The sequence below is a fragment of the Aquimarina litoralis genome, assembly GCF_039523995.1.
GTDB classification, from domain to species: Bacteria; Bacteroidota; Bacteroidia; order Flavobacteriales; family Flavobacteriaceae; genus Aquimarina; species Aquimarina litoralis.
In genome coordinates, this window is the sequence record NZ_BAAAGE010000001.1 from 213,128 (window position 1) to 237,479 (window position 24,352).

Annotated in this window: 26 protein-coding genes; 12 read left to right on the forward strand and 14 right to left on the reverse strand. The window is 32.1% G+C overall.

Annotation, left to right across the window (positions count from 1 at the left end; all coding sequences use genetic code 11):
- Positions 1-63: 63 nt before the first annotated feature.
- Together ABD077_RS00720 and ABD077_RS00725 are read right to left on the reverse strand one after the other, a co-directional pair.
- A complete protein-coding gene (locus ABD077_RS00720; protein ID WP_343909518.1) occupies positions 64-1,341 on the reverse strand; it encodes a sensor histidine kinase in 1,278 nt (425 codons plus the stop codon).
- Positions 1,342-1,780: 439 nt separating this feature from the next.
- Complete coding sequence (locus ABD077_RS00725; RefSeq protein WP_343909520.1) at positions 1,781-3,055, reverse strand: sensor histidine kinase; 1,275 nt, start codon at positions 3,053-3,055, stop codon at positions 1,781-1,783.
- 214 nt (positions 3,056-3,269) lie between these two features.
- Here ABD077_RS00725 and ABD077_RS00730 point away from each other — a divergent pair, with 214 nt between their 5' ends.
- Genes ABD077_RS00730 through ABD077_RS00755 form a run of 6 tightly spaced genes read left to right on the forward strand, consistent with a single transcriptional unit; the run spans position 3,270 to position 8,564 of the window.
- Positions 3,270-3,767: a toxin-antitoxin system YwqK family antitoxin gene (locus ABD077_RS00730; RefSeq protein WP_343909522.1), complete on the forward strand. Its 498-nt coding sequence runs from the start codon at positions 3,270-3,272 to the stop codon at positions 3,765-3,767.
- Positions 3,768-4,460: a glycosyltransferase family 2 protein gene (locus tag ABD077_RS00735; RefSeq protein ID WP_343909524.1), complete on the forward strand. Its 693-nt coding sequence runs from the start codon at positions 3,768-3,770 to the stop codon at positions 4,458-4,460.
- Positions 4,460-5,932, forward strand: a complete 1,473-nt coding sequence (locus ABD077_RS00740) for a cellulose synthase family protein (RefSeq protein ID WP_343909526.1) — start codon at positions 4,460-4,462, stop codon at positions 5,930-5,932. The genes ABD077_RS00735 and ABD077_RS00740 overlap by 1 nt, the downstream gene beginning before the upstream one ends.
- Positions 5,932-7,314, forward strand: a complete 1,383-nt coding sequence (locus ABD077_RS00745) for an MptA/MptB family glycosyltransferase (protein WP_343909528.1) — start codon at positions 5,932-5,934, stop codon at positions 7,312-7,314. Before ABD077_RS00740 ends, ABD077_RS00745 begins: the two co-directional genes overlap by 1 nt.
- Before the next feature lie 41 nt (positions 7,315-7,355).
- A complete protein-coding gene (locus ABD077_RS00750; protein ID WP_343909530.1) occupies positions 7,356-7,727 on the forward strand; it encodes a hypothetical protein in 372 nt (123 codons plus the stop codon).
- Entirely contained in the window at positions 7,728-8,564 is an 837-nt protein-coding gene (locus ABD077_RS00755; protein ID WP_343909531.1) for an alpha/beta hydrolase, read from the forward strand.
- Between the two features lie 4 nt (positions 8,565-8,568).
- Here the strand turns inward: ABD077_RS00755 and ABD077_RS00760 are convergent, their stop codons facing one another.
- From ABD077_RS00760 to ABD077_RS00770, 3 genes are read right to left on the reverse strand one after another with little or no spacing between them, the layout of a single operon-like run.
- Positions 8,569-9,306 carry a protein phosphatase 2C domain-containing protein gene (locus ABD077_RS00760; protein ID WP_343909533.1) on the reverse strand — a complete coding sequence of 246 codons (738 nt, stop codon included), beginning with the start codon at positions 9,304-9,306 and terminating at the stop codon, positions 8,569-8,571.
- A 30-nt stretch (positions 9,307-9,336) separates the two neighbouring features.
- A complete protein-coding gene (locus ABD077_RS00765; protein WP_343909535.1) occupies positions 9,337-10,176 on the reverse strand; it encodes a pseudouridine synthase in 840 nt (279 codons plus the stop codon).
- Between the two features lie 51 nt (positions 10,177-10,227).
- Positions 10,228-11,184, reverse strand: coding sequence for a carbon-nitrogen hydrolase family protein (locus ABD077_RS00770; RefSeq protein WP_343909537.1), 957 nt, complete (start codon positions 11,182-11,184; stop codon positions 10,228-10,230).
- 452 nt (positions 11,185-11,636) lie between these two features.
- Here ABD077_RS00770 and ABD077_RS00775 point away from each other — a divergent pair, with 452 nt between their 5' ends.
- Positions 11,637-11,981, forward strand: a complete 345-nt coding sequence (locus ABD077_RS00775; RefSeq protein WP_299605580.1) for a hypothetical protein — start codon at positions 11,637-11,639, stop codon at positions 11,979-11,981.
- Positions 11,982-12,064: 83 nt separating this feature from the next.
- Here the strand turns inward: ABD077_RS00775 and ABD077_RS00780 are convergent, their stop codons facing one another.
- From ABD077_RS00780 to ABD077_RS00790, 3 genes are read right to left on the reverse strand one after another with little or no spacing between them, the layout of a single operon-like run.
- On the reverse strand, positions 12,065-12,973 hold the full coding sequence (locus ABD077_RS00780; RefSeq protein WP_343909540.1) for a geranylgeranylglycerol-phosphate geranylgeranyltransferase: 909 nt from the start codon (positions 12,971-12,973) through the stop codon (positions 12,065-12,067).
- A 15-nt stretch (positions 12,974-12,988) separates the two neighbouring features.
- Complete coding sequence (locus tag ABD077_RS00785) at positions 12,989-13,924, reverse strand: mevalonate kinase family protein (RefSeq protein WP_343909542.1); 936 nt, start codon at positions 13,922-13,924, stop codon at positions 12,989-12,991.
- 47 nt (positions 13,925-13,971) lie between these two features.
- Positions 13,972-15,057, reverse strand: coding sequence for a diphosphomevalonate decarboxylase (locus tag ABD077_RS00790; protein ID WP_343909544.1), 1,086 nt, complete (start codon positions 15,055-15,057; stop codon positions 13,972-13,974).
- Between the two features lie 101 nt (positions 15,058-15,158).
- Between ABD077_RS00790 and ABD077_RS00795 the strand changes: the two genes are divergently transcribed.
- Complete coding sequence (locus tag ABD077_RS00795; RefSeq protein WP_299605570.1) at positions 15,159-15,632, forward strand: TspO/MBR family protein; 474 nt, start codon at positions 15,159-15,161, stop codon at positions 15,630-15,632.
- A gap of 27 nt (positions 15,633-15,659) precedes the next feature.
- A complete protein-coding gene (locus ABD077_RS00800) occupies positions 15,660-16,217 on the forward strand; it encodes a TetR/AcrR family transcriptional regulator (protein WP_299605567.1) in 558 nt (185 codons plus the stop codon).
- A gap of 76 nt (positions 16,218-16,293) precedes the next feature.
- Here ABD077_RS00800 and ABD077_RS00805 read toward each other — a convergent pair whose 3' ends face one another.
- From ABD077_RS00805 to ABD077_RS00825, 5 genes are all read right to left on the reverse strand, one after another.
- Entirely contained in the window at positions 16,294-17,073 is a 780-nt protein-coding gene (locus ABD077_RS00805) for a hypothetical protein (protein ID WP_343909546.1), read from the reverse strand.
- A 74-nt stretch (positions 17,074-17,147) separates the two neighbouring features.
- Positions 17,148-17,705, reverse strand: coding sequence for a DUF1697 domain-containing protein (locus ABD077_RS00810; protein WP_343909548.1), 558 nt, complete (start codon positions 17,703-17,705; stop codon positions 17,148-17,150).
- 11 nt (positions 17,706-17,716) lie between these two features.
- Entirely contained in the window at positions 17,717-18,931 is a 1,215-nt protein-coding gene (locus ABD077_RS00815; RefSeq protein ID WP_343909550.1) for a BaiN/RdsA family NAD(P)/FAD-dependent oxidoreductase, read from the reverse strand.
- Complete coding sequence (locus ABD077_RS00820) at positions 18,931-19,608, reverse strand: glycerophosphodiester phosphodiesterase (RefSeq protein ID WP_343909552.1); 678 nt, start codon at positions 19,606-19,608, stop codon at positions 18,931-18,933. The genes ABD077_RS00815 and ABD077_RS00820 overlap by 1 nt, the downstream gene beginning before the upstream one ends.
- A gap of 59 nt (positions 19,609-19,667) precedes the next feature.
- Complete coding sequence (locus tag ABD077_RS00825; protein WP_343909554.1) at positions 19,668-20,090, reverse strand: Lrp/AsnC family transcriptional regulator; 423 nt, start codon at positions 20,088-20,090, stop codon at positions 19,668-19,670.
- A 154-nt stretch (positions 20,091-20,244) separates the two neighbouring features.
- Between ABD077_RS00825 and ABD077_RS00830 the strand changes: the two genes are divergently transcribed.
- Both ABD077_RS00830 and ABD077_RS00835 read left to right on the forward strand, forming a co-directional pair.
- Positions 20,245-20,880 (forward strand): LysE family translocator, encoded by a 636-nt coding sequence (locus ABD077_RS00830; RefSeq protein WP_343909556.1) that lies wholly within the window; start codon positions 20,245-20,247, stop codon positions 20,878-20,880.
- Positions 20,881-20,896: 16 nt separating this feature from the next.
- Positions 20,897-22,285, forward strand: coding sequence for a pyridoxal phosphate-dependent decarboxylase family protein (locus ABD077_RS00835; protein WP_343909558.1), 1,389 nt, complete (start codon positions 20,897-20,899; stop codon positions 22,283-22,285).
- 127 nt (positions 22,286-22,412) lie between these two features.
- On the opposite strand, the gene ABD077_RS00840 is transcribed toward ABD077_RS00835, so the two are convergent.
- Complete coding sequence (locus tag ABD077_RS00840) at positions 22,413-23,591, reverse strand: acyl-CoA dehydrogenase family protein (RefSeq protein WP_299605543.1); 1,179 nt, start codon at positions 23,589-23,591, stop codon at positions 22,413-22,415.
- 439 nt (positions 23,592-24,030) lie between these two features.
- On the opposite strand from ABD077_RS00840, the gene ABD077_RS00845 reads away from it, so the two are divergent.
- Positions 24,031-24,342 carry a hypothetical protein gene (locus ABD077_RS00845; RefSeq protein WP_299605540.1) on the forward strand — a complete coding sequence of 104 codons (312 nt, stop codon included), beginning with the start codon at positions 24,031-24,033 and terminating at the stop codon, positions 24,340-24,342.
- Positions 24,343-24,352 lie beyond the last annotated feature (10 nt).

The following is a 24,352-nucleotide window of genomic DNA, read 5'->3' on the forward strand; positions in this document are numbered from 1 at the left end:
AGAAATAAAAAAGCTGCATTATAAAATGCAGCTTTTTTTATCATCAGTTTTTTGGTTTAATTATTAAGCGCTCATTGTATGTGGAAAATAGAGATTAATTGTAGTTCCTTTATTATACTCACTTTCGATCTCTAAAACTCCATTCTGCTTTTCTACAAGTTTTTTAGCTATACTCAAACCAAATCCAGTTCCTTTTTCATTTTCTGTTCCTGCTGTAGAATTATTTTTATCTGTTGTGAATAGTCGAAATAAACTGTCGGTATCCATACCTACTCCTTTATCTTCTATCGCTATTCGTATCTTACCTTCCATTTTTTCTGACTTTACAATGATATAGGAACCTCTATGAGAAAATTTGATCGCATTGGCTATTAAATTTCTCATTACAGTTTCCATCATAGCAGGATTTATTGTAATTTTTAAATCTTCTGGAAGCTTATTAATGAGGCTGATTTCTTTGCGTTTTCGTTTCATATCCGAAAACTTAAATACTTTATCAACAATCGTTGACACTTCTTTATCTTCTAGCAATACCTGAGATTGCTCTTTGTACATATGTCCCCATTCTAATAAATCCTCTAACAATTGGTTTCCTTTACTTGCAGATTCTTTGATCATTGCTTTGATCTTAGTTTTCTCCAGTTCGTTTTCAGCTTGATCTACCATATCAATTAACCCTTCTAATTGATAAAATGGTGTTCTTAAATCATGTCCAATAATTCTAAATAGATCATCCTTAGATTGGTTCATTTCTCTAAGCTTATCATTCTTTATACTAATTAGTCTGTTCGCTTCTTTCAATTCTCGCGATAGTTTCACTAAAATTCGTTGACAGAAAAAGGCCATTAATCCGCCACCACTTACGATAACTGCATAAAAAGCAAGCTGAACCAATGGAAGTTCTGGATATCGGAATGCACAAAAACCTATAAATATGAAATTAAAAACCAGTAATGAAATGATATGTCTAAAATGTACTAGCATACCTACCGCAAAAAGTAATAATGATACTATAACTTCAACTTTAAGAAAAAAAGATTCGATAGCAAACGCTGGATCATTAACTGCCCAGAACATGGTTGACATCATCAATAACACTACTGAGTAGACCGATGTACCTAATAAAGTTGACTTTTTGATATGAGATGTAATATATAATACCAAGGCAATGGACACAATAATAAGATTTACCACACCACGATAAAAATATAAACTCACTCCTCCGTTATAATACTCTGCTAATGCATCAAGAATTACTCCTGGCATTACGATAAAGAGGGTCGTAAATAAAACTTTATCAAATTTGAAAAGACTTTTGGTTTTTTGGGGCGAAACACTCATAATCTTCTAAATTTTATTAGAAAGCCTTGATGATTGTGATAATATTACGACACTAATATAATGTGTTTATATTAAAAAACCAAATAAATTGTGTATTTCATCCTAATAAATATGTATTTCATCGATTAAACAAAAATAAAAATGTAAGAAATTTACTCTTAAAAAAATACGCAAATAACTATTAAGCAAACATTTACACCAATAAATAAATACAATTAAAGACGTGTCTTAATTTTTCTTATAATTTTATCTATAATTGAGAATCTCTTTTTTACAACAACATCCAAGTAAAAAAATATGAAAGTAAAATACACTATTCTAAAATATAGCTAAGTATTACTAGTTTTGATTAGACAAAATCTATTGAAATGAATAACATGAAAAACAATAAGCGTTTGATAGATACTAAACTATGATTACTTATATAAAGAAATAGAAATTAGGCGACCATCGGGAAAGTGAGAATTACCTTTGTACCTTTTTTTAATTCGCTATTAATAGATAAAGACCCCATTTGTTTTTCAACAAGCTTTTTTACAATGCCAAGTCCATAACCCGTGCCTTGCTCGTTCGCCGTACCTGATGTAGAAATAACTTGATCTTCTGAGAGTAATATTTTTAATTGATCAGAACTAATTCCCACTCCTCTGTCCTCTACAGAGATATCTACATAGTTATTCTTAATACTGCATTTAACGATGATTTTAGATTTTGGATGAGAAAACTTTATAGCATTACCTATTAAATTTCTAAAAACCGTTTCCATCATAGATGGACTAATTTTAAGCTTTATATTTTCGGGTAATTCATTAATTAGCTTAATTTCTTTGACACCACTTTTAACTTTAAAAAACTCAAAAGTTTTATCTACTACCTTGGCAATAGAAGTTTCTTCTAAACTAACTTGGGCGGTATCCATATTCTGTTTTCCCCAGTCTAATAAGTCTTCTAAAAGCTCACTTCCCTTGGTAGCGGATTCTTTGATTAAATTGGCATATTGCTGGCGTTCATTTTCATCCTTACTTTCTGTAATCAATTCTACCAGTAGATTTAATTGATGAAAAGGTGTTTTAAGATCATGTCCAATAATTCTAAACAACTGATCTTTTGAAGCATTCATTTTCTTTAATTCGGCATTTTGCCGTTCTATCAAAATATTAGCAGCTTTTATTTTTTTGAAAAGTGATTGAACGAATTTCTTACCAGCATAAGCAATAAAACCACCTCCTGATACCAGTACTCCACAAAAGACAAATCTCCAAATTGAATAATCGACACCATAGGTTAGCGCACATACAACTATGAATATAATATTAATTGTATTTAATACGAAAAGATGTTTGGAGTGAATCAGCGTTCCTGCAGCAAATATTACCGTAGCAAAAATCATCTGCACGTGAATAAAATTATATTCAAATGCAAAATTAGGATCAAAATAAGCAATTATAAATGTGTAATCAATAGCTAATCTTATTGTATAAAGAGAAATAACTATTAATTGCTTTTTACTAATCAAAGAGAAGTTCAACAAAACAATTCCCATGATCAAGATAAGCACATTAATTACATCTCTAAAAAAATACTGGCTTACCCCAGTATTTAGATATTCCATATATCCATGTAGTGCTGTACCAGGTAATATAACAAAAAAGAAAGGTGCTAATATCCTGTCATATTTCTTTGTATTTATTAATCTTGATAAATTCCACTTCATAAATTTCCGCTAAAACTTCATTAACACAATGTAAATGCGCATTTTAATTGATCGACAAATATACCGAAATCATCGATAAAATACATTTTTTTCTTAAAAAAATGTGAATTAAAGTAAGTTTTTTACTTACAAAAATTAAGCTCTTCTTATTTTTTAAAAATATTTTGTAGGTATAGCTTTAGGTTTTCGTCTAAGCCCCTAACCAACGCTTATAATGATGAAATACCTGACATACTTAACTGTTACGATATTTCTTTTTTCGTTTCAAATACCTGCCAAAAAAGAATATCATAGAGAATTTTATGAAAACGGTGCTCTAAAAGCAGAAGGCTGGAGAGTACAAGATCAAAAAACTGCTTATTGGTATACTTATTATCCTAATGGAAATATTTCCGAGAAGGGACATTTCAGAAATAATCAAAAAGAAGGATACTGGTATTTCTATTCTTCTGACAAGAAACTAATAAAAGAAGGACACTTTATAAACAATAAAGCCGAAAAATGGTGGATTATTTACGATATTGCCACCAATAATAAAAAAGATAAGGTTACAAGAAAGTACCAATATCGAAATAACAAAAAAAATGGGTATTGTCTCTTATACAAGAATAACAAGCTCTTTAAAGCTGAAAAATACATTGAAAATCAAAAGATTGGAGAATGGACAGATGTTTCTAGCTTTAGAAAAGACAATCCCAATGCTTCTTTATAAATGAATCCTTTAATTAAAGTAATCATACCAGCCTTCAACGAAGAAGATTCTATAGGCCACGTAATTAGTGAAATTCCCGAAGTTGTTTCTGAAATTATTGTTGTAAGTAATAACTCCACTGATAACACAGAAGCTGTGGCTAAAAAAGCTGGGGCAACGGTCTTAAGAGAAGAAAGAATGGGATATGGTTACGCTTGTCTCAAAGGTCTATCACATATCGCTTCTCAAAAAACTGCTCCTGAAATTATTGTGTTCTTAGATGGAGATTACAGCGATTATCCAGAAGAACTACTAAAAATTATTGATCCTATAGTACATCAAGATATAGACATGGTTATAGGTGCTAGAGATAAAAAATTAAGAGAGTCTGGATCCATGACCATTCCTCAGATTTTTGGAAATTGGTTAGCAACCAGCTTAATGAGGTTATTTTTTGGAGCAAAATTTACAGATCTAGGACCTTTTAGAGCTATCAAATATGACAAACTTCTAGAATTAAATATGCAAGACAAAACCTATGGATGGACTGTGGAAATGCAGTTAAAAGCAATAAAAAAACAGTTTTCTTATACAGAAGTTCCTGTTAGGTACAAAAAGAGAATAGGTGTCTCAAAAGTTTCAGGAACCATAAAAGGTGCTATCTTTGCAGGCGTTAAGATTTTAAGTTGGATTTTTAAATATAGCTTTGCGTAATGGATATTACAATCATCGTTATTTACACGTTAGCACTACTTATCATTTTCTTATACAGTTTGGCTCAGTTGAACTTACTTTTCAACTATCTCAAATCGCGTAAATTAGATGATAAGTCACCTACTTTTGATCTTTCTAAAAAAGATGAAACACCTTACGTAACGGTTCAACTTCCTGTTTACAACGAATTATATGTAATGGAGCGTTTGTTGGATAATATCTCTTTATTAGAATATCCAAAGGACAAATTAGAAATACAGGTATTAGACGACTCCACAGACGAATCGGTTCATACGACTGCAGCTCATATCGAAAAATTACAAAAAACCGGATTAGACATTCAACATATTCGTAGAGAAGATAGAACTGGTTTTAAAGCTGGTGCTCTAAAAGAAGGACTTAAAATTGCCAAAGGGGAGTTCGTTGCTATTTTTGATGCCGATTTCCTTCCAGGAAGTAAATGGTTACTTCAAACAATTCCTTATTTCAAAGATGACAATATTGGTGTAGTACAGACACGATGGGGACATATTAATAGAGATTATTCTATCCTTACCAAAATACAAGCTTTTGCTCTAGATTTTCATTTTACGATGGAACAAGTAGGACGTAATTTTAAACACCATTTCATCAATTTTAACGGAACTGCCGGAGTATGGAGAAAAACGTGTATTGAAGATTCAGGAAACTGGCAAGGAGATACACTTACCGAAGATCTCGACTTAAGTTACAGAGCTCAATTAAAAAAATGGAAGTTTAAATATTTGGAAGATGTAGAAACTCCTGCGGAATTACCAGTGGTTATTAGCGCGGCACGTTCTCAACAATTTAGATGGAATAAAGGAGCGGCAGAAAATTTCCAAAAACTATATTGGAAATTATTAAAAGACAAGACAGTACCTTTTAAAACTAAATTTCATAGTTTCTTTCATTTGCTAAATAGTAGTATGTTTTTATTAGTATTATTGGTAGCAGTACTTAGTGTGCCTGTAATGTATATTAAAAATAGTAATCCTATGTTTAGTTGGTATTTTAATGTAATCGCCTTCTTTGCATTGAGTACAGTTATATTCTTCTTTTGTTATTGGCATACGTTCAAAAAGATTCATAACGGAGGTTTTTGGAACTTCATAGAATATGTAAAGATGTTTTTTACGTTCTTCTCTATTGCTATGGGATTCTCCGTTCATAACTCTATGGCTGTTCTAGAAGGTCATTTCGGAAAGAAGAGTGAATTTGTAAGAACTCCAAAATTCAACATTAATTCTTTAAAAGATTCTTGGAAAGGAAACAAGTATATCAATAAGAATATCTCTGGTAACACGATTATTGAAGCCTTATTAATGTGCTATTTCGCTTTTGCTTTATACAGTGCATTCAAACTACAGGACTTTGGATTATTCCTATTTCATATCATGCTATTTCTTGGTTTTGGATTTGTATTCTTTAAATCTGTTACCTCTAAACTGTAATGATTTTACAGCTATGGAAATACCATAAGTTTTCTATTTTATATGCAACTGCTTGTTTCCTATTTTATTGGAGTTTTGCTTATCAATTAGAACGTACAGACTTTATAAAAATGTTTGGTCTTTGGGCGGGATTATTCTTGTTTACTTATAAAATTATTAAAATTAACCCAAATAACATCAAATTTTTAGCGGGATTAGCATTAGTATTTAGAATCCTTTTTTTGTTTGCTATCCCAAATCTCTCTCAAGATTTTTATCGATTTATTTGGGATGGAAGAATGTTATTAGAAGGGTTTAATCCATACTTATCATTACCCGAAAATTGGATTTCACAGGGTAATCCACCAATAGCTCAGGCGCAAGAGTTATATAATGGTATGGGAACTTTAAATGGTAGTCATTTTACCAATTATCCTCCAGTAAGTCAGTTTTGCTATCTAATCGCTGCAATATTTGGCTCTAGTAATATTTGGGGTTCGGCTATTGTATTACGCTTGTTGATTATTCTTTCTGATGTCGGAACTTTCTTTGTGGGTCGTAAACTATTACAGAGATTAGCTATTCCAGAAAAAAATATCTTTTGGTATTTATTAAACCCATTTATCATTATTGAACTTACCGGAAACCTTCATTTCGAAGCGGTAATGATTTTCTTTATTGTATGGTCCTTATATTTATTACAAAAAGGATATTGGTATTGGGCTGCAATTGCTTTAGCTCTTTCTGTATCAGTAAAACTGATCCCTTTACTATTTTTACCATTATTTTTCCAAAATTTCATCGTTGGACAAGATGGATTAACCATAACTCAAAGGTTTTTGAAATTAGTAGGTTTTTATAGTATCGTAATGATAACAACCATACTCCTTTTTGCTCCTTTCTTATCTTCTGAATTTATTTCAAATTTTAGCAAAACGATCGGCTTATGGTTCCAAAATTTCGAATTTAATGCGAGTATTTATTACGTTATAAGATGGATAGGATATGAAACTATTGGATGGAATATCATCGGTACCGTTGGAAAAATCCTACCATTAGTTACTATAACAATTCTTTTATTACTTACTTTTTTTAGAAAAAATAAAGAATTAGTTCAGTTAATTACTGTAATGATGATTGCGATCTGTAGCTATTATTTTTTATCAACTACAGTCCATCCTTGGTATATAGCAGTGCCTTTGATTTTATGTGTATTCACAAAATACAAATTCCCAATTTGGTGGTCATTTATTATTATTTGTAGCTATACTGCTTATATAGATCCTGATTTTAAAGAAAATTTATGGTTTGTTGCTTTAGAATATATTACTGTATTTGGTATTTTTATTTTTGAAGTACTTAAAAACACTTCAAGAGTTTCATTAAAATCCATCTATAGTTGATTTTTAATAGATATAAAAAAGTAACAATATTGTCATTCTTGATGCTTACTAGCTTTCTCTTTTCTCAAGATACGGAGGCTATTAGAGCATCTTTAGAAGATAACTGGAATTTTTGCAAATATGTAACAAGCAAACATTATTGCGAAAACAATGAAAGTAGATTGAATTGTGAATTTCAAATTACATTTTCTAAAAATGAGTATACCTTGTTAAGGGACTCCGTAGAAATAGATAACGGTACATTTGAAATAGATCATCGGTACGATGAAGTATATTTCATTAATTTTGATTCTGTACGACAAGGTGAAATTTTAAATATTCTAGGAATATCAGGAGTTCAACTTCACAATCAAGATGATGGTTTTATGCTCTTTGTGGAACAAACTTCTGATTTATATCTATTAAAAAAATAAATGATCAAATTGAGCGTCAATTTCAAAAAAATAGGAAGAAGATTATTACGAATCATTGCATTTATTTCCATATTAATTCTTTGTGGGTATATTTTCTTATATGTTAAACAAGAACGTTTCTTTTTTAACCCAAAAGTTTTAGCAAAAGATTACTCATATTCTTTCGATCAAGCTTTTGAAGAAATTAGTATTGCTGTTGAGGATGATGTAACGCTCAATGCGTTGTTGTTTAAAACAGACTCTGTAAGTAAAGGATTGATTTTATATTTTCACGGAAATGCCGGAGCCATCCATGAATGGGGAGAACGGGCATATCTATATACAGAAAATAAATTTGATGTATTGTTTGTAGATTACAGAGGTTATGGGAAGAGTGATAGTTTTTATGAAGAGGAATCTGAATTGTATAACGACGCCCAAAAAGTGTATGATTATGCGTTAACTCGATACAAAGAAGAAGATATTATTATTTTAGGCTTCTCATTAGGAACGGGATTTGCTTCGTATACTGCATCTGAAAACAACCCAAAGCTCCTTATTCTTGAAGCCCCATATTACGCATGGAATGAATTTATAGCAAATGTAGCTCCCGTACCTCAATCTCTAATCAATTATGAAATTCCTTCATATAAATTCTTAGAAAACGTAAAATGCCCTATTCACATATTTCATGGCGCTAGAGATTTTTTAATAAAACCCGAAGAGCACTCTAAAAGATTACAAGAGTTATATCCTAATAAAATTGATCTCTCCCTTATTAAAGGTGCTGGGCACAATGGTATTTATTTTTCTAAACAGTATTACGACGAACTCAAGGAGTTATTGGCTAGGTATTAAACTACTATTCCCGAATTATTCTGATAATAGCAATATCATCGGTTAGTACCTGATTGTATTCCAGTTCTAAATCACGGATTTTCTTTTCTAGAAAATTGTCGTAATTTTTTCCTTGCTGATCACGTAATAGAAACGCTATAATCTCCTGTTCTTTCTTTTGTTGATTTGGATTTTTAAAATTTTTAAAGGAATAAATTCCATCTGTAGAAATCGATAAATCCCTAAAATCTGTAATTGATAATCTTTGTTCTTGGGATTGATACCAAGTATCAAAATCTTCACCTAAATGATACCCTAAATAATCAGGCTTATCATTTTGTTCGTATTCTACTGAAATGTCATCATAATGAATCAATCCATCACCAACAGACAAAAACTCTGCATTTGATGTATCCTTATCTATTACACCTATTATTAGAGTAGATAACAATTCTTCTGTTTCTAGTCCTAGACTATTTTTAGTGATTTTTAGTTGTTGGAAAAGCTTTTCTAGAATTTCTTGTAATAGGACTGCTAATTCTTTGGAATTTTTATTCAAAAATTCTTTGTAAAATTCTTCTTTAGCTATATTTCTAAGGGTCTTACCAATCAGCATAGAGGCAAAAACAGATTCTTTGCTCATAGTACAACCATCCATAACAGCTACTATGAATCTGTTGGTACTAACGTTCTCGACTATTAAAAAATCTTCGCAATAATTGGTGTGAAAGTCTCCTATATTAAGAGTGGAATATATTTTCATAAAAATAACCCCACAAAAATAAAAAACTAATTACATCATCCTTAAATTAATTACTTCTTGTTCTGTAAGTATTCTCCAATGACCTCTAGGAAGGTCTTTTTTGGTCAATCCCGCAAAAATCACTCGATCTAATTTGACTACACCATAATTAAGATGTTCGAATATTTTGGTCACGATTCCATTTTTAGAAGACATTAACTGTATTCCTATTTCATTTTTAGAAGCTCCTTCGATATATGAGATTTCATCTATCTGGATAAAACCTTCCTGCAGTTTAATCCCCTTTTCTATTTTCTGAAAATCTTCAAATTTTAGATTACGATCTAATTCTACATGAAAGATCTTACGAACTCCTGTTTTATGATGGGTAAGTTTTTTTTCTAGATCCACATCATTTGTAAAAAGTAACAACCCAGTAGTATTTCGTTCTAATCGTCCTACAGGTTTTAGTCTGGTTTTGGAAGCATTTGCGACCAAATCCATAACGGTTCTAGTTTTTTCAGGACTTGTAGAGGTTACAAAACCTTTCGGTTTATTAAGCAAGACATATTCCTTTTTTTCGGGAGTAATGAGTCTACCATCAAACTTAACTTCATCCGTAAGCTTTACCTTATATCCCATTTCTGTAACTGGCTTCCCATTTACCCAAACACTACCGGTTTGAATATATAGATCCGCGTCTCTTCTAGAACAAACACCAGAATTAGCAACAAACTTATTTAATCTAATTTCTTCAGAATCAGACATCTTTTTTGGCCCATTACTTTTATTCCTTACAGCGGTATTACCTTTTGTATACGAATTTCTTTTAGGCTTTGCTCCTTTTTTCCCACTTCCTCTTCCTTTTTTGGAATTGTCTCCACGACTCATATCTTACATTTTTTGCAAAGATAGCTCTTTCGAATTTAGAAATAATGAAAATTAATCTTCATCTATCCAAACGGTACTCTGGCGCTCTCTATTTACACTTAATTGCGTAACATCAGGTCTGGAATAATGCCCTACAGGATCAAAATTCTGACGTTCTTGTAAGACACGATTAAAATCTAAGGTTTCTATAAGTAATCCTTCTTTATGGAGTACTGGTTCTAAAATCCATTCTCCATCTGGTCCCGCAATACAAGAACCTCCATTACCGAGAACATCTGGAGCCTTTTTAAGGATTTCGTTTAAATGTGGTGTAGTCGCTGGGAAATCTTCCTTTCTCATTAAACTAGAAACAGAAATCACATAAGATCTAGATTCACGTGCAATAAATCTGGTAATATCTTTGGTATTATAATCGCTACCAGGCCAAACAGCTACGTGCAAATTTTCTCCTTGACCATATAATGCCACTCTAGGCAAAGGCATCCAATTTTCCCAACAATTCAATCCTCCTACTGCAAAAGCTTTTAGCGGATGTACCCGCAATCCATTACCATCTCCAGGAGACCAGGTTAGACGTTCTTCGTAAGTTGGCTGTAATTTACGATGTACCGATTTTATCTCTCCATTGCTATTAATATAAACTAAAGAAGCATACAAACTATGCCCTCCACGATCTAGAGGTCGCTCAATAATCCCTAAATAAACAGCTAAGCTATATTCTTTGGCTAATGCACAGATAGAATCTAAATCACCTTTCTCTATAACTATAGCATTCTGTGCATAATGCGCATGAATTTCTTTTTGGATCTTGTTATCAAACTGCGCACCATCTGTAAGCGAAACCCAGAATGGATACCCTGGTAATAATGTTTCGCCAAATACGATAAGCTCCGCTTTTTTAGCAGCTGCTTCGGTAATTGAATTTTCTATTTTTTTTATAGTAGCATTTTTATCCAGCCAAACTGGTGATATTTGTGCTAAAGCAACAGTTAGTAATTGATCATTCATGTAGCATATTTATTTTATCTCGTATACCTCAAGTTTTTCCTATAATTCTAAAAGTATCGCAAAGTAGTTAACGAATTATTAACATTTAAAAAATTGAATTTCAATTAGTTAAACAACAAAACTAGCTTTACGGTTAAACCTTCACATAACATTAAGTTAACATTAGAAAACATCCAAAAATTAAACTATTCGCATACTTGTTCATTCCAGTACTGAGAATTTGATATCAAAAAATCTTATCCTCTTTCATACTTCTAAAGTAAACATATAAAAAGTACTTTTTATTCAAAGTTGAATTTATGTTAAAACCTACTAATTTTTACATAATGGTAAAGCTAACAATACATTATATTAAAATTTAAACTTAAAAAAAGCTGTTTTTCGGATCTACATTTGTCATGTAAAATTTAAACAAACAATATCTTAAAACTCAAATCAAAAACACGTAAAAAATGAAAAAATTAGTTGTATTAGCAGTCGCAATTTTAGCATCTACTCAGATCTTTGCAAACGACAAAAACACTGAAGAAACGAACGAACAAAAATTAAGAAGTGAAATCGCACTTCTATTAGAGAAACCACAGATCCAGTTGGATACTGATGAAATCAAAGCTAATATTGAGTTTATAGTAAACGGAAAAGGAGAAATCGTAATCCTATCTATTGATTCCGAAAAAGAAGCTATCGAATACTACGTAAAATCTAGATTGAACTACAAAAAAATAGGTAACGAAATTAACAAAACTGGTAATAAAATATTTAAATTAAGAGTAAAGGTATTAAACCCTGAAGCTTAAGATATTTTGAATATATAAAGGATTCATCCTTACCTAAAAGTAAAGCAGCTATATAATTCCATATAGCTGCTTTTATTTTATTACTACCAAAGTAGTCGGTCTAAAATCATATTTACATCAATCAGAATGATACTAAACACTCCAGCAACAATAATAAACTTCAGAATATTATGTAGCCAAACGTAATGTGTTTTTTTATTCGATTTCCATAGAGCAATCAAAAACGACAATAGCAATCCCAAACAAGCATAAAAATAAAAATTCATTAAACCAATTTCATAAGAGGTTAGTAACAAATAGATTGGAACACAAGAAGCCAGTACAAGAAGACTAATTATTTTCTTTGAACTAGATTCTCCATAAATAATCGGAATAGTCTTATAATTCTGAGCCATATCACCTCTAAGGTTTCCGAGATCTTTTACCATTTCTCTCATCACCAACATTAAAAACAAAAAAGTAGCGTGTACAAAAATTACTTCATCGAAGTTTTTGTAATAAATAAAAACAGCAAAAAAAGGGGTAATGGATAATATGGAAGCTACGAAATTACCTAAAAAAGGTTTTCTCTTGAGTTTATGTGAATAAAACCAGATTCCGAATACATATAAAGAAAAAAACAACACAGCTTTAAAAGAAACATAGCTAGCTAGAATTACTGAAAGAAAATTGAGCACAAAGTATCCTGTTAGTTTAGTTTGCTGACTTACCAAACGATCTAACATAGTTTTCTGTGGTCTATTGATCAGGTCTTTTTCTCGATCATAGAAATTATTAATAATATATCCTGCTGCAATCACACCTGCAGACGCTAGTACAATAACAAATAAATTGGGATCAAAAAGCACCTCTCTTAAAGGAATATCTGGTGCTAAAATGAATATGGACGTAAGATATTGAGCAAAAACAATAATAAGAATATTGTAACCTCTAACAATAGAAAACAGGCTCAATAACTTAAGAAGAATGAGCTTATTTTTTCTAGAAAACATCGTAATGGGATGCTTTTAGAAGTTGTATACGACTTCTAATTTATAATCTTTTAGTGCAGATTGTGCTTTATCTAAATCTTGTGTAAATCCCAAGATATAGCCGCCACCTCCAGAACCACATAATTTAAGATAATAGTCATTTGTTTCTATACCTTTTTTCCACAATTCATGGAATTGTTGAGGAATCATCGGCTTAAAATTATCAAATACTACGTTTGATAATTGCTTAATGTTAGAGAACAAAGATTTTATATCTCCTTTCAGGAAATCATCTACACAGGCATCAGTATGCTTTACAAACTGATTTTTGAGCATTTTTCTAAAACCTTCTTGCTTCATATTCTCCATAAAAATACTAACCATAGGTGCTGTTTCTCCTACGATACCACTATCTAATAAAAATACAGCTCCTTTTTTATGATCTACACTTTGGGAAGGAATCCCCGCAGGTTCAATATTATCTTTAGAATTAATTAGAATTGGAAGACTCAGATAACTATTTAATGGATCTAAACCGGAACTACTTCCATGGAAAAAGGACTCCATCAAACCAAAAATTTCTTTAAGCTTAAGTAATTTATCTCTTGTAAGGTTTTCTAAAACTGTAATTTTATCCTCTGCATACTTATCATAAATCGCAGCAACTAAAGCCCCACTACTACCCACTCCGTATCCTTGTGGAATACTACTATCGAAATACATTCCTGCTCCAACATCTTCCTTCAACTTTTCTAAGTTGAAACTGACTACACCTTTACCTTGCACTTCTTCAAGATAATTTGTGAACTCCTGTAGACTTTTATTAGATTTTACAGCTTCGTCACTAGGATTATCGGAAACTTTTAGAGCTCCTTTATAGAAATTATAAGGTATAGAAAGACCTTTAGAATCTTTAATGATTCCATATTCGCCAAACAAAAGTATTTTCGAGTAAAATAATGGTCCTTTCATCAGTTTATTTTCCTTTTTACTAATTTGTCTAATTATTTAGGATAAAGTTACAACAATTTGGCACCTAATCCTATTTTATCGCAAATATACTGCCCTTTCTCACAATACACAACTAACTCACTCTTAATGAAATCCATTACTTCATTTTTTTCTGAGTTTGGATATAACACATGTACATTTGCTCCCGCATCTAGTGTGAAACAAATCTTAGAACCTGTATCTTTTCTATACTTCCATATTTTATGTATTACGGATAACGTATTAGGCTTCATTAAAATAAAATACGGAAGAGAAGTCATCATCATAGCATGCAACGTTAGCGCTTCACTTTCTACAATCTCAATAAACCTATCCAAATCACCAGAAATAAGTACATCTTTAAGTTCCGTGATATTGGTATTTGCCTGAAGAAATCGCTGTTCCGAAAAAGGATGACCATGCATTAAATCATGACCTACAGAACTACTTACTTGTTTTTCTCCCTTATCCACGAGCAATATAGTATCCTGATAATTATTAAAATTTTCATGAATAGTATGTGGGAACTTCACTGCGTAAGCATCACTACTTCCTTCAATTTCGTTATGATTACCCCAAACGGTTATAGGACCTTCTATACTTCTACTAGCACTTCCTGACCCTAATCGTGAAAGAAAAGAAGCTTTCTTAAGAAACTCCATATCTGTTATTGAAGCATCCATCGATCTTTCTAAATGCATTATACAATACGCTAATGCACTCATTCCACTTGCAGATGAAGCAATTCCACTACTGTGCGGAAAAGTATTTTTAGTTTCTATTACAAACTTAAAGTCTTTTAAAAAAGGTACATAAGCTTCTATTCTTTGAAAAAAACTTTGAATTTTTGGCTTAAAGTCAGGCTTTGGTTTTCCTTCAAAAAGTAACTCGAATTGAAAATCTTCTGCTGGATTTTCCAACTTTTCATATTGCAACGTCGTTTCGGTTTTACAAACATCCAGAGTAAAACTAATGGAAGGATTTTCTGGCAATTGTATTGGTCGTTTCCCCCAATATTTTACTAGTGCAATGTTACTTGGTGAGGTGCAGGAAAAAGATCCTTTATTAGGGATATTTACACTTTTTTTTGCAATAAACTGACTATAATCGGCCATAATCTAAAAAATAATTTTGGCAAAGATACGTGGATAAGCTGTTTTAAGAGTAAGCTAGTAAAAATAAATTATTATTTTAGTGATTAACTAACTAATTCTAAATGAAGAAAAAATTACTACGTATAGGCGTTGCTGTCTTATTGTGTCTTTTAATTGGATTTTTAAGCAGCATTGCTACTCAAACATCGATTAGCACCTGGTATGTAGGATTGCAAAAACCATCTTTTACTCCTCCAAATTGGCTTTTTGCTCCTGTATGGACAGTTTTGTACATTTTAATGGGAATTGCTGCAGGTATTGTTTGGAGTAGAGGTTTTTATCATAAATGGGTAAAAACTGCGTTATATCATTTTGGGTTTCAACTTTTACTCAATGCTGCGTGGTCCATTTTTTTCTTTGGAATGCGCAATCCATTGATTGCACTTGTGGATATAATTGCCCTTTTTATCCTACTTTTGTTTACCATCAAATGGTTTAAAGTTGTAAACTCAACGGCCGCTTACCTACTTATCCCATACTTGATTTGGGTTGCTTTTGCGACTGCATTAAATTTTAGTATATGGCAACTTAACTAAACCAAGAATGAAGGAATAATTTTTTTTATGAACAAAAAGTCGATCGTCTTACAGACAACTTTAGAATTAATCACAAAACAAGGAATACGGGCAACTTCTCTCTCACAAATCATTAAAGAATCAGGTGTTGCTAATGGAACAGTATATCATCATTTTAAAAATAAAGAGGAGATTATCACTGAGCTATATTTAATGCTTACACAGGATTTCGGAACAGTAGTTATGAGAAATGTTCCGGAAGATGACATTAAAAAACAATTTTCGATCATGTGGCTCAACTTATTCCACTATTTCGTTAATAACCCTCTTGCTTTTATATTTTCTGAACAAATAGCAAGATCTCCAGAGATCCCGCAATCTTTAAAAGATAAAGCGAGACAATATTATGGAGACATTGAAAATTACTTTAAAACTGGTATTCGACAAAAAGTATTTAAGTCTTACAACACTCTAGTGATGGAGGAATTATTTTTTGGGAATGTAGTATCACTAGTAAAAATTCATGAAAATGAGAAGGTAAAACTACTTGACAAACATATCAATCAGGCTATAGAAATATCTTGGAAAGGCTTTTTAAGAGATTAAAAACACATGATAAGTTTTATAATAAATCCTACTCCATATTGCAGAGTAGGATTTATTATAAAACTTCTTTGATGTATTAGTTAAATATGACATTGACACAAGAATCTTTATACAGTTTTTTCACTGCTGCTTGTATCGCTTTTTTGGGTTCTTTCGTTTTTCCAATAGATTTTCCATTATAATAAACGCCTCCATTTCCTTTCCATGCAAATTCTTCGCTATGCGTTTTAATAACTCTTACTCCATCTTTCTTCGTTATCTGAAAAGACTCTAATTTCTGATCATATCCTAATCCTGCAGGAAAATATACTTCGGTAACAAATTTTGTATCTCCGTTTCCGTACATATAGCAAACACATTCACCAATATCTTTTGCTTCAGACACTCTCACCATATTATTCTGCACAATCTTCCATCTTTCATTTACTTTAACAGCAACCATATCCATTAACATAGTGCCTTTTTCGGCTAATTTTTTATCTATAAAAGATTCGAAATTAACTACTGCCGATATAATTCCGGCATTTTCTTTCTGGCTTTGAAAAACAATATTCTCTAACTTAAGTTTGAAACTATAATTGTCATCATTTATAATATCATCTAACTGGGAGGAAATATGTTTTTTATCGTACTCTTTTCGCACCAAAGCTCCTGATAAATTTACGTAGACCGTATTGCCGCTATATTTTTCATCAAATAGAAGTAAGACGCTATTTTTCTTAGCTCCTTTTTCTAAATTATTCATTTTAGCTATATAGTCCAGTAATAGCTTTTTGATAGGTTCATCATCTCCTGCTCTGGCTGTAAACGAACTTTGACAAATAAAAATAATAAGTAGTAGTATAATTTTTTTCATAGTATATAAGGTAATAGTTTAACCTCTTTAAGATACGAAATTTTACACAAATCTCTTGGGCGTTTATCTACAAATCAACTAACTAAGGAGCAAATTTCCAACAACTTACTTAACGTTTTCAGGTTTCTAGCGGTAGATTTATTTCCTAATTTCTTTTCAAAAAAATTATTGTGAAGTTTTGTTTTTCCATAACCATTTGCGGCATATAAATAGATGACGTCAGGTGTGATTATAAATTCTTCAGGAACTACCGAAAGCTTATTAAGTTCTATGATGGCATTTTCATTCGGAGCATTACAAAAGATCATGAAATATAATTTTTTGAGTTCGGTTTCATCTTTACTAAACCTCTCTTCGAAAGGATTTTTTGCTAAAACCTTCTGTAAAGTTTCTTGTGTGAGCACTACTACCGATATCTCTAAACCAAAGTTCTTTTGGATTACTTTCTTTATTTTTTCTTGTAATTCTTTAATGTCTTCAGATCCAGCTTTAAAAACAATATTACCACTTTGTATATAGGTAGTTACCGATTCAAAACCGGCAGAAAGAAGTGCCACTTTAAGATCAACCATTTTAATCTTGTTATGACCTCCAACATTAATCCCTCTCAATAAAGCGACATAAGTTTTCATGTGTTGTTCTTTTATTCTTTCGATGTAATTGCCTTAGCCGCTATATAAGCTCCGGTCCAGGCATTCTGAAAATTAAATCCTCCTGTTATCGCATCTATATTTAGAACTTCGCCAGCAAAATATAAGTTCTTGTATTTCTTGCTTTCAAAAGTTTTAAAATTAAGCTCTCTTAAATCAATACCTCCTGCTGTTACGAATTCATCCTTAAATGTACTTTTACCTACTACTTTGTAAACTCCTTTGATCAATTCTTCAGAAAGTCTTGTTAGTTGTCCTTTATTTACATCTGCCCACTTGGTTGCATCACCAATACCCGAGGCTAACACCAAACTTTGCCATAGTCTCTTAGGTAAATTGAATTGAGCATATTTAGAAACTTGTTGCTTGGGGTGCTCGTTTTTTAAAGCCTTTAACATATGAAGGGTTTCTTCTAATGAATAATCCTGTAACCAATTGACAATGATCTCAAAATTATAATTAAAATTGTTCAACTCCCTGGCTCCCCATGCTGAAAGTTTTAGAATTGCAGGACCACTCATCCCCCAATGTGTAATCAAAAGAGGACCTTCACTGAATAATTTAGAGTCTTTGACCTTTACAGAAGCATTTGTTGAAATACCCGGCAAGTCTTTAATCCTTTTGTCCTTTATATTAAATGTAAATAAAGAAGGTACTGCATTTACCGTTTCAATTCCAATAGATTTAAGTTTTGCCCAAATTTTGGAATTACTTCCTGTAGCTATCATCATTTTTTCACTTTCAAAATCACCTTGATTTGTACTTATTTTCCAAACCTCATCTTCACAGTAAAAATCTTTTACTACATGATTTTTAAGAATTTCTATTCCTAACTTTCTGGCCTCAGACAAAAAACAATTTATAATAGTTTCTGATGAGTCAGAAATTGGAAAAATACGACCATCATCTTCTATTTTTAATTCAACACCACGTTTATCGAACCATTCCATAGTATCACCTGTCATAAAAGTATGAAAAGGACCTAATAGCTCTTTTTCGCCTCTTGGATAGTTTTTACTTAAAGGATCTGGAACAAACTCCGCATGTGTAACATTACATCTTCCTCCTCCAGATATTCTAACTTTAGAAAGCACTTCTTTTCCTCTTTCTAAAATTGCTATCGTAAGATTTGGATCATTTTCTGCTACGTTAATTGCAGTAAAAAAACCGGCGGCTCCGCCACCAATAATTAGGAGATCATATTGCATTAAGCAAAATTAGGAAAATCAGTTATGATAGTATCCACTTTTAGCTTTTTTGACGATTTAATATCTTCAGGATCATTTACCGTCCAGACATACACTTTATAGCCCTTATCTTTTGCTAGCTTCATCTCTTCTTTCGTTAATGAGGCAATAGGCGGATGAACAGAATAGGCTTCTAAACTTTCGGCTACTGATAAAATTGAAGATATATTTTTCTCTGTTAACACTCCTAAATTAAATTCGGAACTTGATTTTTTTATCTGAAATAGTTGAGAATGATCAAAACTAGATAGCACAAAGTTGTTACACTTCCATTTAGTGTTTTTAATATAATCTTCTAACAGCTCTATAACAGGCATCGCTGTTCCTATTCCTTTTAATTCTATGTTTATATCACATGTTGTATTGACCAAATCTAATACTTGATTTAACGTAGGAATTTTGTATCCTTCGATCGTTGAGTATTTATGTAATTCCTGCAGTGTAAAGTCAGATACTTTTCCCTTACCGTTAGTTGTTCTTTGTACCGTTTCATCATGAATTACAATAAGCTCACCAGACTTGCATCTATGAACATCTATTTCAATTCCATCGACCTTATGACTTAAGGCTTCTTCAATAGACTCTAATGTGTTTTCCGCAACCAATCCAGCTGCTCCACGATGCCCAAATATTTTCATTTGTTTTATTTTAAAATTACACTACTTGAAAATGTCAAGCTACAACTACTATATACTATTTAATTTGTGATAAGATCCGAAAGAATTACTTGTGTAGATGGATTTCCATGTTTTGCCAAGCGATCGATAAATTTCTGCAAATGACCACTATCTTTTACATTTATTTTCATAATCAAACAATTCTCTCCAGTAACCCTGCTACAATGCTCGATTTCAGGATAATCTTTCATGATCTCCACAAAAGAATGAAAATTTTTACTTTCTAAACTCATCAGAATATAAGCCGACACAGAAAGTCCCATTTTTTTTGGATCTATTAATGTCTTATATCCTTTAATAACTTCCGTTTCTTCCAAACGCTGAATTCGTTCACCAACTGCTGATGCCGACAACCCAATCTCCCTACCTATTTGTGCATACGAAGCTCTAGAATTTTCTTTTAAATAACATAAGATCTTACGATCTAATTCGTCTTTCACCACAATCCAGTGTTTTTGTATATTAAAAAACCGTTTTCGAAGGAAATTGCGCGTTATACCCCACGAATCAACATATCATCTTGCTAAGATAAAACTAAATTTACACTGTAAGAATAAAGTACTATTACTTTACATCATTTTCATAAAACCATAATACATGTTCGGAATTATCAACTTTGAAGCTTTTATACTTGCAGGAATTCTTTTAAACTTAACACCAGGCGCAGATACTATGTACATCCTTGGAAGAAGCATATCACAAGGAAAAAAATCGGGTATTTTATCTGCCTTAGGAATAACAACTGGAGCTTTGATCCATTGCTTGGCGGCCGCTTTAGGCTTATCAGTACTATTAGCGAAGTCTGCCCTAGCTTTTCAGCTCATAAAATATGCTGGAGCTATCTATCTCGTTTACTTGGGTGTTCAATTATTACGATCTAGAACGGAACAAAATTTTGAAGTCAATGGAAATATTGAAAATCACATAAGCTACTCTAAAATTTATGTTTCAGGCATATTAACCAATATTTTGAATCCTAAAGTAGCTTTATTTTTTCTTGCTTTCTTGCCTCAGTTTATTAGTCCTGAAGCGGTAGAAAACCATATTCCATTTATGATTTTAGGTTTAACCTTTGTTACTACAGGAACAATATGGTGTCTTTTTCTTGCCTTTTTTGCAGCCAAACTATCTGATCGAATACGTAAAAACTATAAAATAAAAACGTGGTTAGATAAATTCACAGGAACTACCTTTATACTACTTGGAATCAAATTAGCCTTCTCTAAACAATAATTTATCACATTAAAGTATGGATATTTTACAACAAATGCGAACAGAATTATCGGAGAAAAAGCTATTCGATAAAGCTCGTTCCTTTGCTTATGACTATATAGATGGAATTGAAAAGATGGATGTATTTCCATCTCCCGAAAATATTAAACAATTAAACGTGTTCAATGAACCTCTTAGTGAAAAATCAGGTTCTACTGAGGAAATTATGCATCTATTACACGATGTTGGTTCTAAAGCTACAATTGCACAACTAGGAGGACGATATTTTGGTTTTGTAAATGGAGGCGCAGTTCCCATAGCATTGGGAGTAAAATGGTTGTCAGATGTTTGGGATCAATGTGGAGGATTATTTCTTACATCTCCTATAAACTCCAAGTTAGAACAAATTTGTGAACAATGGCTTAAAACTATTTTTAATTTACCAAATGAAACGGTTGCCGGTTTTGTTAGCGGAACATCGATGGCGAACCTTTCTGGATTAGCAGCTGCACGTTTTAGATTACTTAAAAATCTAGGATGGGATATCAACATAAAAGGAATAAATGGTGCTCCGGAAATTAAAATTTTCGCCCATGAACAAGTACATGCTAGTATAAAGAAAACCCTTGCTATGCTTGGCTTTGGTAACGAAAATATCAGCTGGATACCATCAGATGATCAAGGAAGATTATTAATCGATAAACTTCCTGAGTTAGACAATCATTCTCTTTTGATTTTACAAGCTGGCAACGTAAACACTGGTAGTTTTGATGATTTTCACACTATATGTGATCAAGCCAATAAAGCTGGTGCTTGGGCACATATCGACGGAGCATTTGGACTATGGGCGGCAGCCTCAAAATCTCTTTCTTATCTTACGAAAGGAATCGAAAAAGCATCATCTTGGGCTGTAGATGGTCATAAAACTTTAAATACTCCGTATGACCCTGGAATTATAATGTGTAAAGATTCTGAAGCGTTAATATCTGCATTACAAGCCTCTGGAGAATACATTACCTATAGCGATCAAAGAGATCCACTTTTATATACACCTGAATTATCAAAACGGTCCAGAGCTATAGAATTATGGGCTACCATGAAATATCTTGGAAAAGAAGGCATGGATACTATGATTACAACATTTCATAACAGAGCAAAACAGCTAGCAGAAGGATTATCTGCAAATGGTTTTATCATTCTGAATGAAGTTGTATTTAACCAAGTATTAATAGCCTGTGAAAATGATCAGCAAACAAAATTGGTTTTACATACAGTTCAAAATTCTTCACAATGCTGGTGCGGTGGATCCCGTTGGAAAGGAAAAGATGTAATACGTATTAGTATCTGCTCATGGATGACTACAAAAGAAGATATTGAAAAGACAATCAGCATATTTACTGATGCTAAAAACCTAATTAAAAACTGAACCAATTATAAAAGTATATTCCTGCGTAAATAAATATTTTTAAGTTTAGAGTGTCATAAAAACTATCTCATAAAAAAACGCCTTAGGAAAACTAAGGCGTAATTATTACGAAAATTTATTTTGATTTTTACTTAAAAGCTGGAATACCTGTAATATCCATCCCTGTAATTAATAAATGAATATCATGAGTACCTTCATAAGTGATTACACTTTCCAAATTCATCATATGTCTCATAATACTATACTCTCCTGTGATACCCATTCCTCCCAGAATTTGTCTTGCCTCTCTCGCAATATTTATTGCCATTTCCACATTATTACGTTTTGCCATAGATATCTGAGCAGTCGTCGCTTTACCTTCTTCTCTTAGCACCCCTAATCTCCAAGCTAACAATTGCGCTTTCGTGATTTCGGTAATCATTTCAGCTAACTTTTTTTGTTGTAACTGAGTTCCACCTATGGGCTTATCGAACTGAATTCTTTCTTTAGAATAACGAAGTGCTGTGTCATAACAATCCATTGCTGCTCCTATTGCTCCCCAAGCTATACCAAAACGAGCAGAATCCAAACAACTTAACGGTGCTCCTAAACCACTTTTTCCAGGTAATAAATTCTCTTTAGGAACCTTTACATTATCAAATATTAATTCACCTGTTGCAGATGCTCGTAAGGACCATTTGTTATGTGTCTCTGGTGTAGAAAAACCTTCCATACCTCTTTCTACCACTAAACCGTGGATTCTTCCTTCTTCATTTTTTGCCCAAACCACAGCAATATCCGCAAAAGGTGCATTGGATATCCATAATTTTGCTCCATTTAATAAATAATGATCTCCTTTATCTTTGAAATTGGTAGTCATACCACCTGGATTAGATCCATGATCTGGCTCGGTAAGACCAAAACATCCCATAAATTCTCCAGATGCTAGCTTAGGAAGATATTTATTTCGCTGTTCTTCAGTTCCGTATTTCCAAATAGGATACATCACCAATGATGATTGCACTGAAGCTGTAGAACGAACACCTGAATCGCCTCGTTCGATCTCTTGCATGATTAACCCATAGCTTATCTGGTCTAATCCCGCTCCTCCATATTGTTCAGGTATATATGGACCAAAAGCTCCAATTTCTGCTAATCCCTTAATAATTTGGTTAGGAAATTCAGCACGTTGTGCATATTCTTCTATGATTGGAGACACATCTCGTTTTACCCAACTGCGCGCAGCATCGCGTACTAACTTATGCTCATCAGTCAAAAGTTCGTCTAAATTATAGTAATCTGGTGCTTCAAAAAGATCAGGTTTCATAGCGTAAATGGATTATTTTTTTATGATATATTCAAAAATAGTGAGATTAATTAAAAAATAATCAAGAAAGATCTCAGATTATTCCTTTTTGCATTAAAAAATGTCAAATCTGTTAATAACCCTTTTAATAAAGCTGTTTTTGATTTTCCCCAATCATCCTTCTAATCCTGTTATGATCAAACTTACTTCAAACAAAACAAATTGTGAGAAGCATTTATCATACGTTTTGCATATCTATTTTGAACATAAATTTGTGGTTAATTTCCGCATTCTCAATCTGATTTCTACACATTTTAGATACTATTAACATTATTAGCATTTGTTTTAAAACACTGTATTACAGCTATTTAATCAACATTAAAGCATTATCAATCCTCTGGCATAATTCTTCCTCTTATTTAAGTATCGAAATAAAAAATAATTAAAACCTGAAATTAAAATGAAAAATTTATTTGTATTACCAGTAGTAGCTTTAGGACTTTTATTCGGAACTAGTAATATCACTGCTCAAGTGACTTCTTCAGATGAAGCTATAGAAATTACTGCTCAAGAAAAATATATTGAATTAGCTGTTGAAAATTTACCGCAACCTGTTTTAGATGCTGTTGCGAAAGATTTTAAAGGTGCGACCATCAATAAAGCTGCTGCTAAGGAAGACGCTTCAGAGTTTAAGCTAGAACTTACGAAAGAAGACGGAGAAACTGTAGAAGTATTATGTGATGCAGAAGGAAACTGGATCGGTAAAAACTAATAGCATTAAA

Coding starts and splice junctions, on each gene's coding strand:
- ABD077_RS00755 (WP_343909531.1), top strand. CDS start 7,728: ATGATCAAATTGAGCGTCAATTTCAAAAAAATAGGAAGAAGATTATTA.
- ABD077_RS00770 (WP_343909537.1), bottom strand. CDS start 11,184: ATGAATGATCAATTACTAACTGTTGCTTTAGCACAAATATCACCAGTT.
- ABD077_RS00835 (WP_343909558.1), top strand. CDS start 20,897: ATGGATATTTTACAACAAATGCGAACAGAATTATCGGAGAAAAAGCTA.
- ABD077_RS00765 (WP_343909535.1), bottom strand. CDS start 10,176: ATGAGTCGTGGAGACAATTCCAAAAAAGGAAGAGGAAGTGGGAAAAAA.
- ABD077_RS00840 (WP_299605543.1), bottom strand. CDS start 23,591: ATGAAACCTGATCTTTTTGAAGCACCAGATTACTATAATTTAGACGAA.
- ABD077_RS00775 (WP_299605580.1), top strand. CDS start 11,637: ATGAAAAAATTAGTTGTATTAGCAGTCGCAATTTTAGCATCTACTCAG.
- ABD077_RS00830 (WP_343909556.1), top strand. CDS start 20,245: ATGTTCGGAATTATCAACTTTGAAGCTTTTATACTTGCAGGAATTCTT.
- ABD077_RS00760 (WP_343909533.1), bottom strand. CDS start 9,306: ATGAAAATATATTCCACTCTTAATATAGGAGACTTTCACACCAATTAT.
- ABD077_RS00815 (WP_343909550.1), bottom strand. CDS start 18,931: ATGCAATATGATCTCCTAATTATTGGTGGCGGAGCCGCCGGTTTTTTT.
- ABD077_RS00740 (WP_343909526.1), top strand. CDS start 4,460: ATGGATATTACAATCATCGTTATTTACACGTTAGCACTACTTATCATT.
- ABD077_RS00750 (WP_343909530.1), top strand. CDS start 7,356: ATGCTTACTAGCTTTCTCTTTTCTCAAGATACGGAGGCTATTAGAGCA.
- ABD077_RS00805 (WP_343909546.1), bottom strand. CDS start 17,073: ATGAAAAAAATTATACTACTACTTATTATTTTTATTTGTCAAAGTTCG.
- ABD077_RS00745 (WP_343909528.1), top strand. CDS start 5,932: ATGATTTTACAGCTATGGAAATACCATAAGTTTTCTATTTTATATGCA.
- ABD077_RS00735 (WP_343909524.1), top strand. CDS start 3,768: ATGAATCCTTTAATTAAAGTAATCATACCAGCCTTCAACGAAGAAGAT.
- ABD077_RS00785 (WP_343909542.1), bottom strand. CDS start 13,924: ATGAAAGGACCATTATTTTACTCGAAAATACTTTTGTTTGGCGAATAT.
- ABD077_RS00810 (WP_343909548.1), bottom strand. CDS start 17,705: ATGAAAACTTATGTCGCTTTATTGAGAGGGATTAATGTTGGAGGTCAT.
- ABD077_RS00795 (WP_299605570.1), top strand. CDS start 15,159: ATGAAGAAAAAATTACTACGTATAGGCGTTGCTGTCTTATTGTGTCTT.
- ABD077_RS00725 (WP_343909520.1), bottom strand. CDS start 3,055: ATGAAGTGGAATTTATCAAGATTAATAAATACAAAGAAATATGACAGG.
- ABD077_RS00780 (WP_343909540.1), bottom strand. CDS start 12,973: ATGTTTTCTAGAAAAAATAAGCTCATTCTTCTTAAGTTATTGAGCCTG.
- ABD077_RS00820 (WP_343909552.1), bottom strand. CDS start 19,608: ATGAAAATATTTGGGCATCGTGGAGCAGCTGGATTGGTTGCGGAAAAC.
- ABD077_RS00730 (WP_343909522.1), top strand. CDS start 3,270: ATGATGAAATACCTGACATACTTAACTGTTACGATATTTCTTTTTTCG.
- ABD077_RS00845 (WP_299605540.1), top strand. CDS start 24,031: ATGAAAAATTTATTTGTATTACCAGTAGTAGCTTTAGGACTTTTATTC.
- ABD077_RS00790 (WP_343909544.1), bottom strand. CDS start 15,057: ATGGCCGATTATAGTCAGTTTATTGCAAAAAAAAGTGTAAATATCCCT.
- ABD077_RS00800 (WP_299605567.1), top strand. CDS start 15,660: ATGAACAAAAAGTCGATCGTCTTACAGACAACTTTAGAATTAATCACA.
- ABD077_RS00720 (WP_343909518.1), bottom strand. CDS start 1,341: ATGAGTGTTTCGCCCCAAAAAACCAAAAGTCTTTTCAAATTTGATAAA.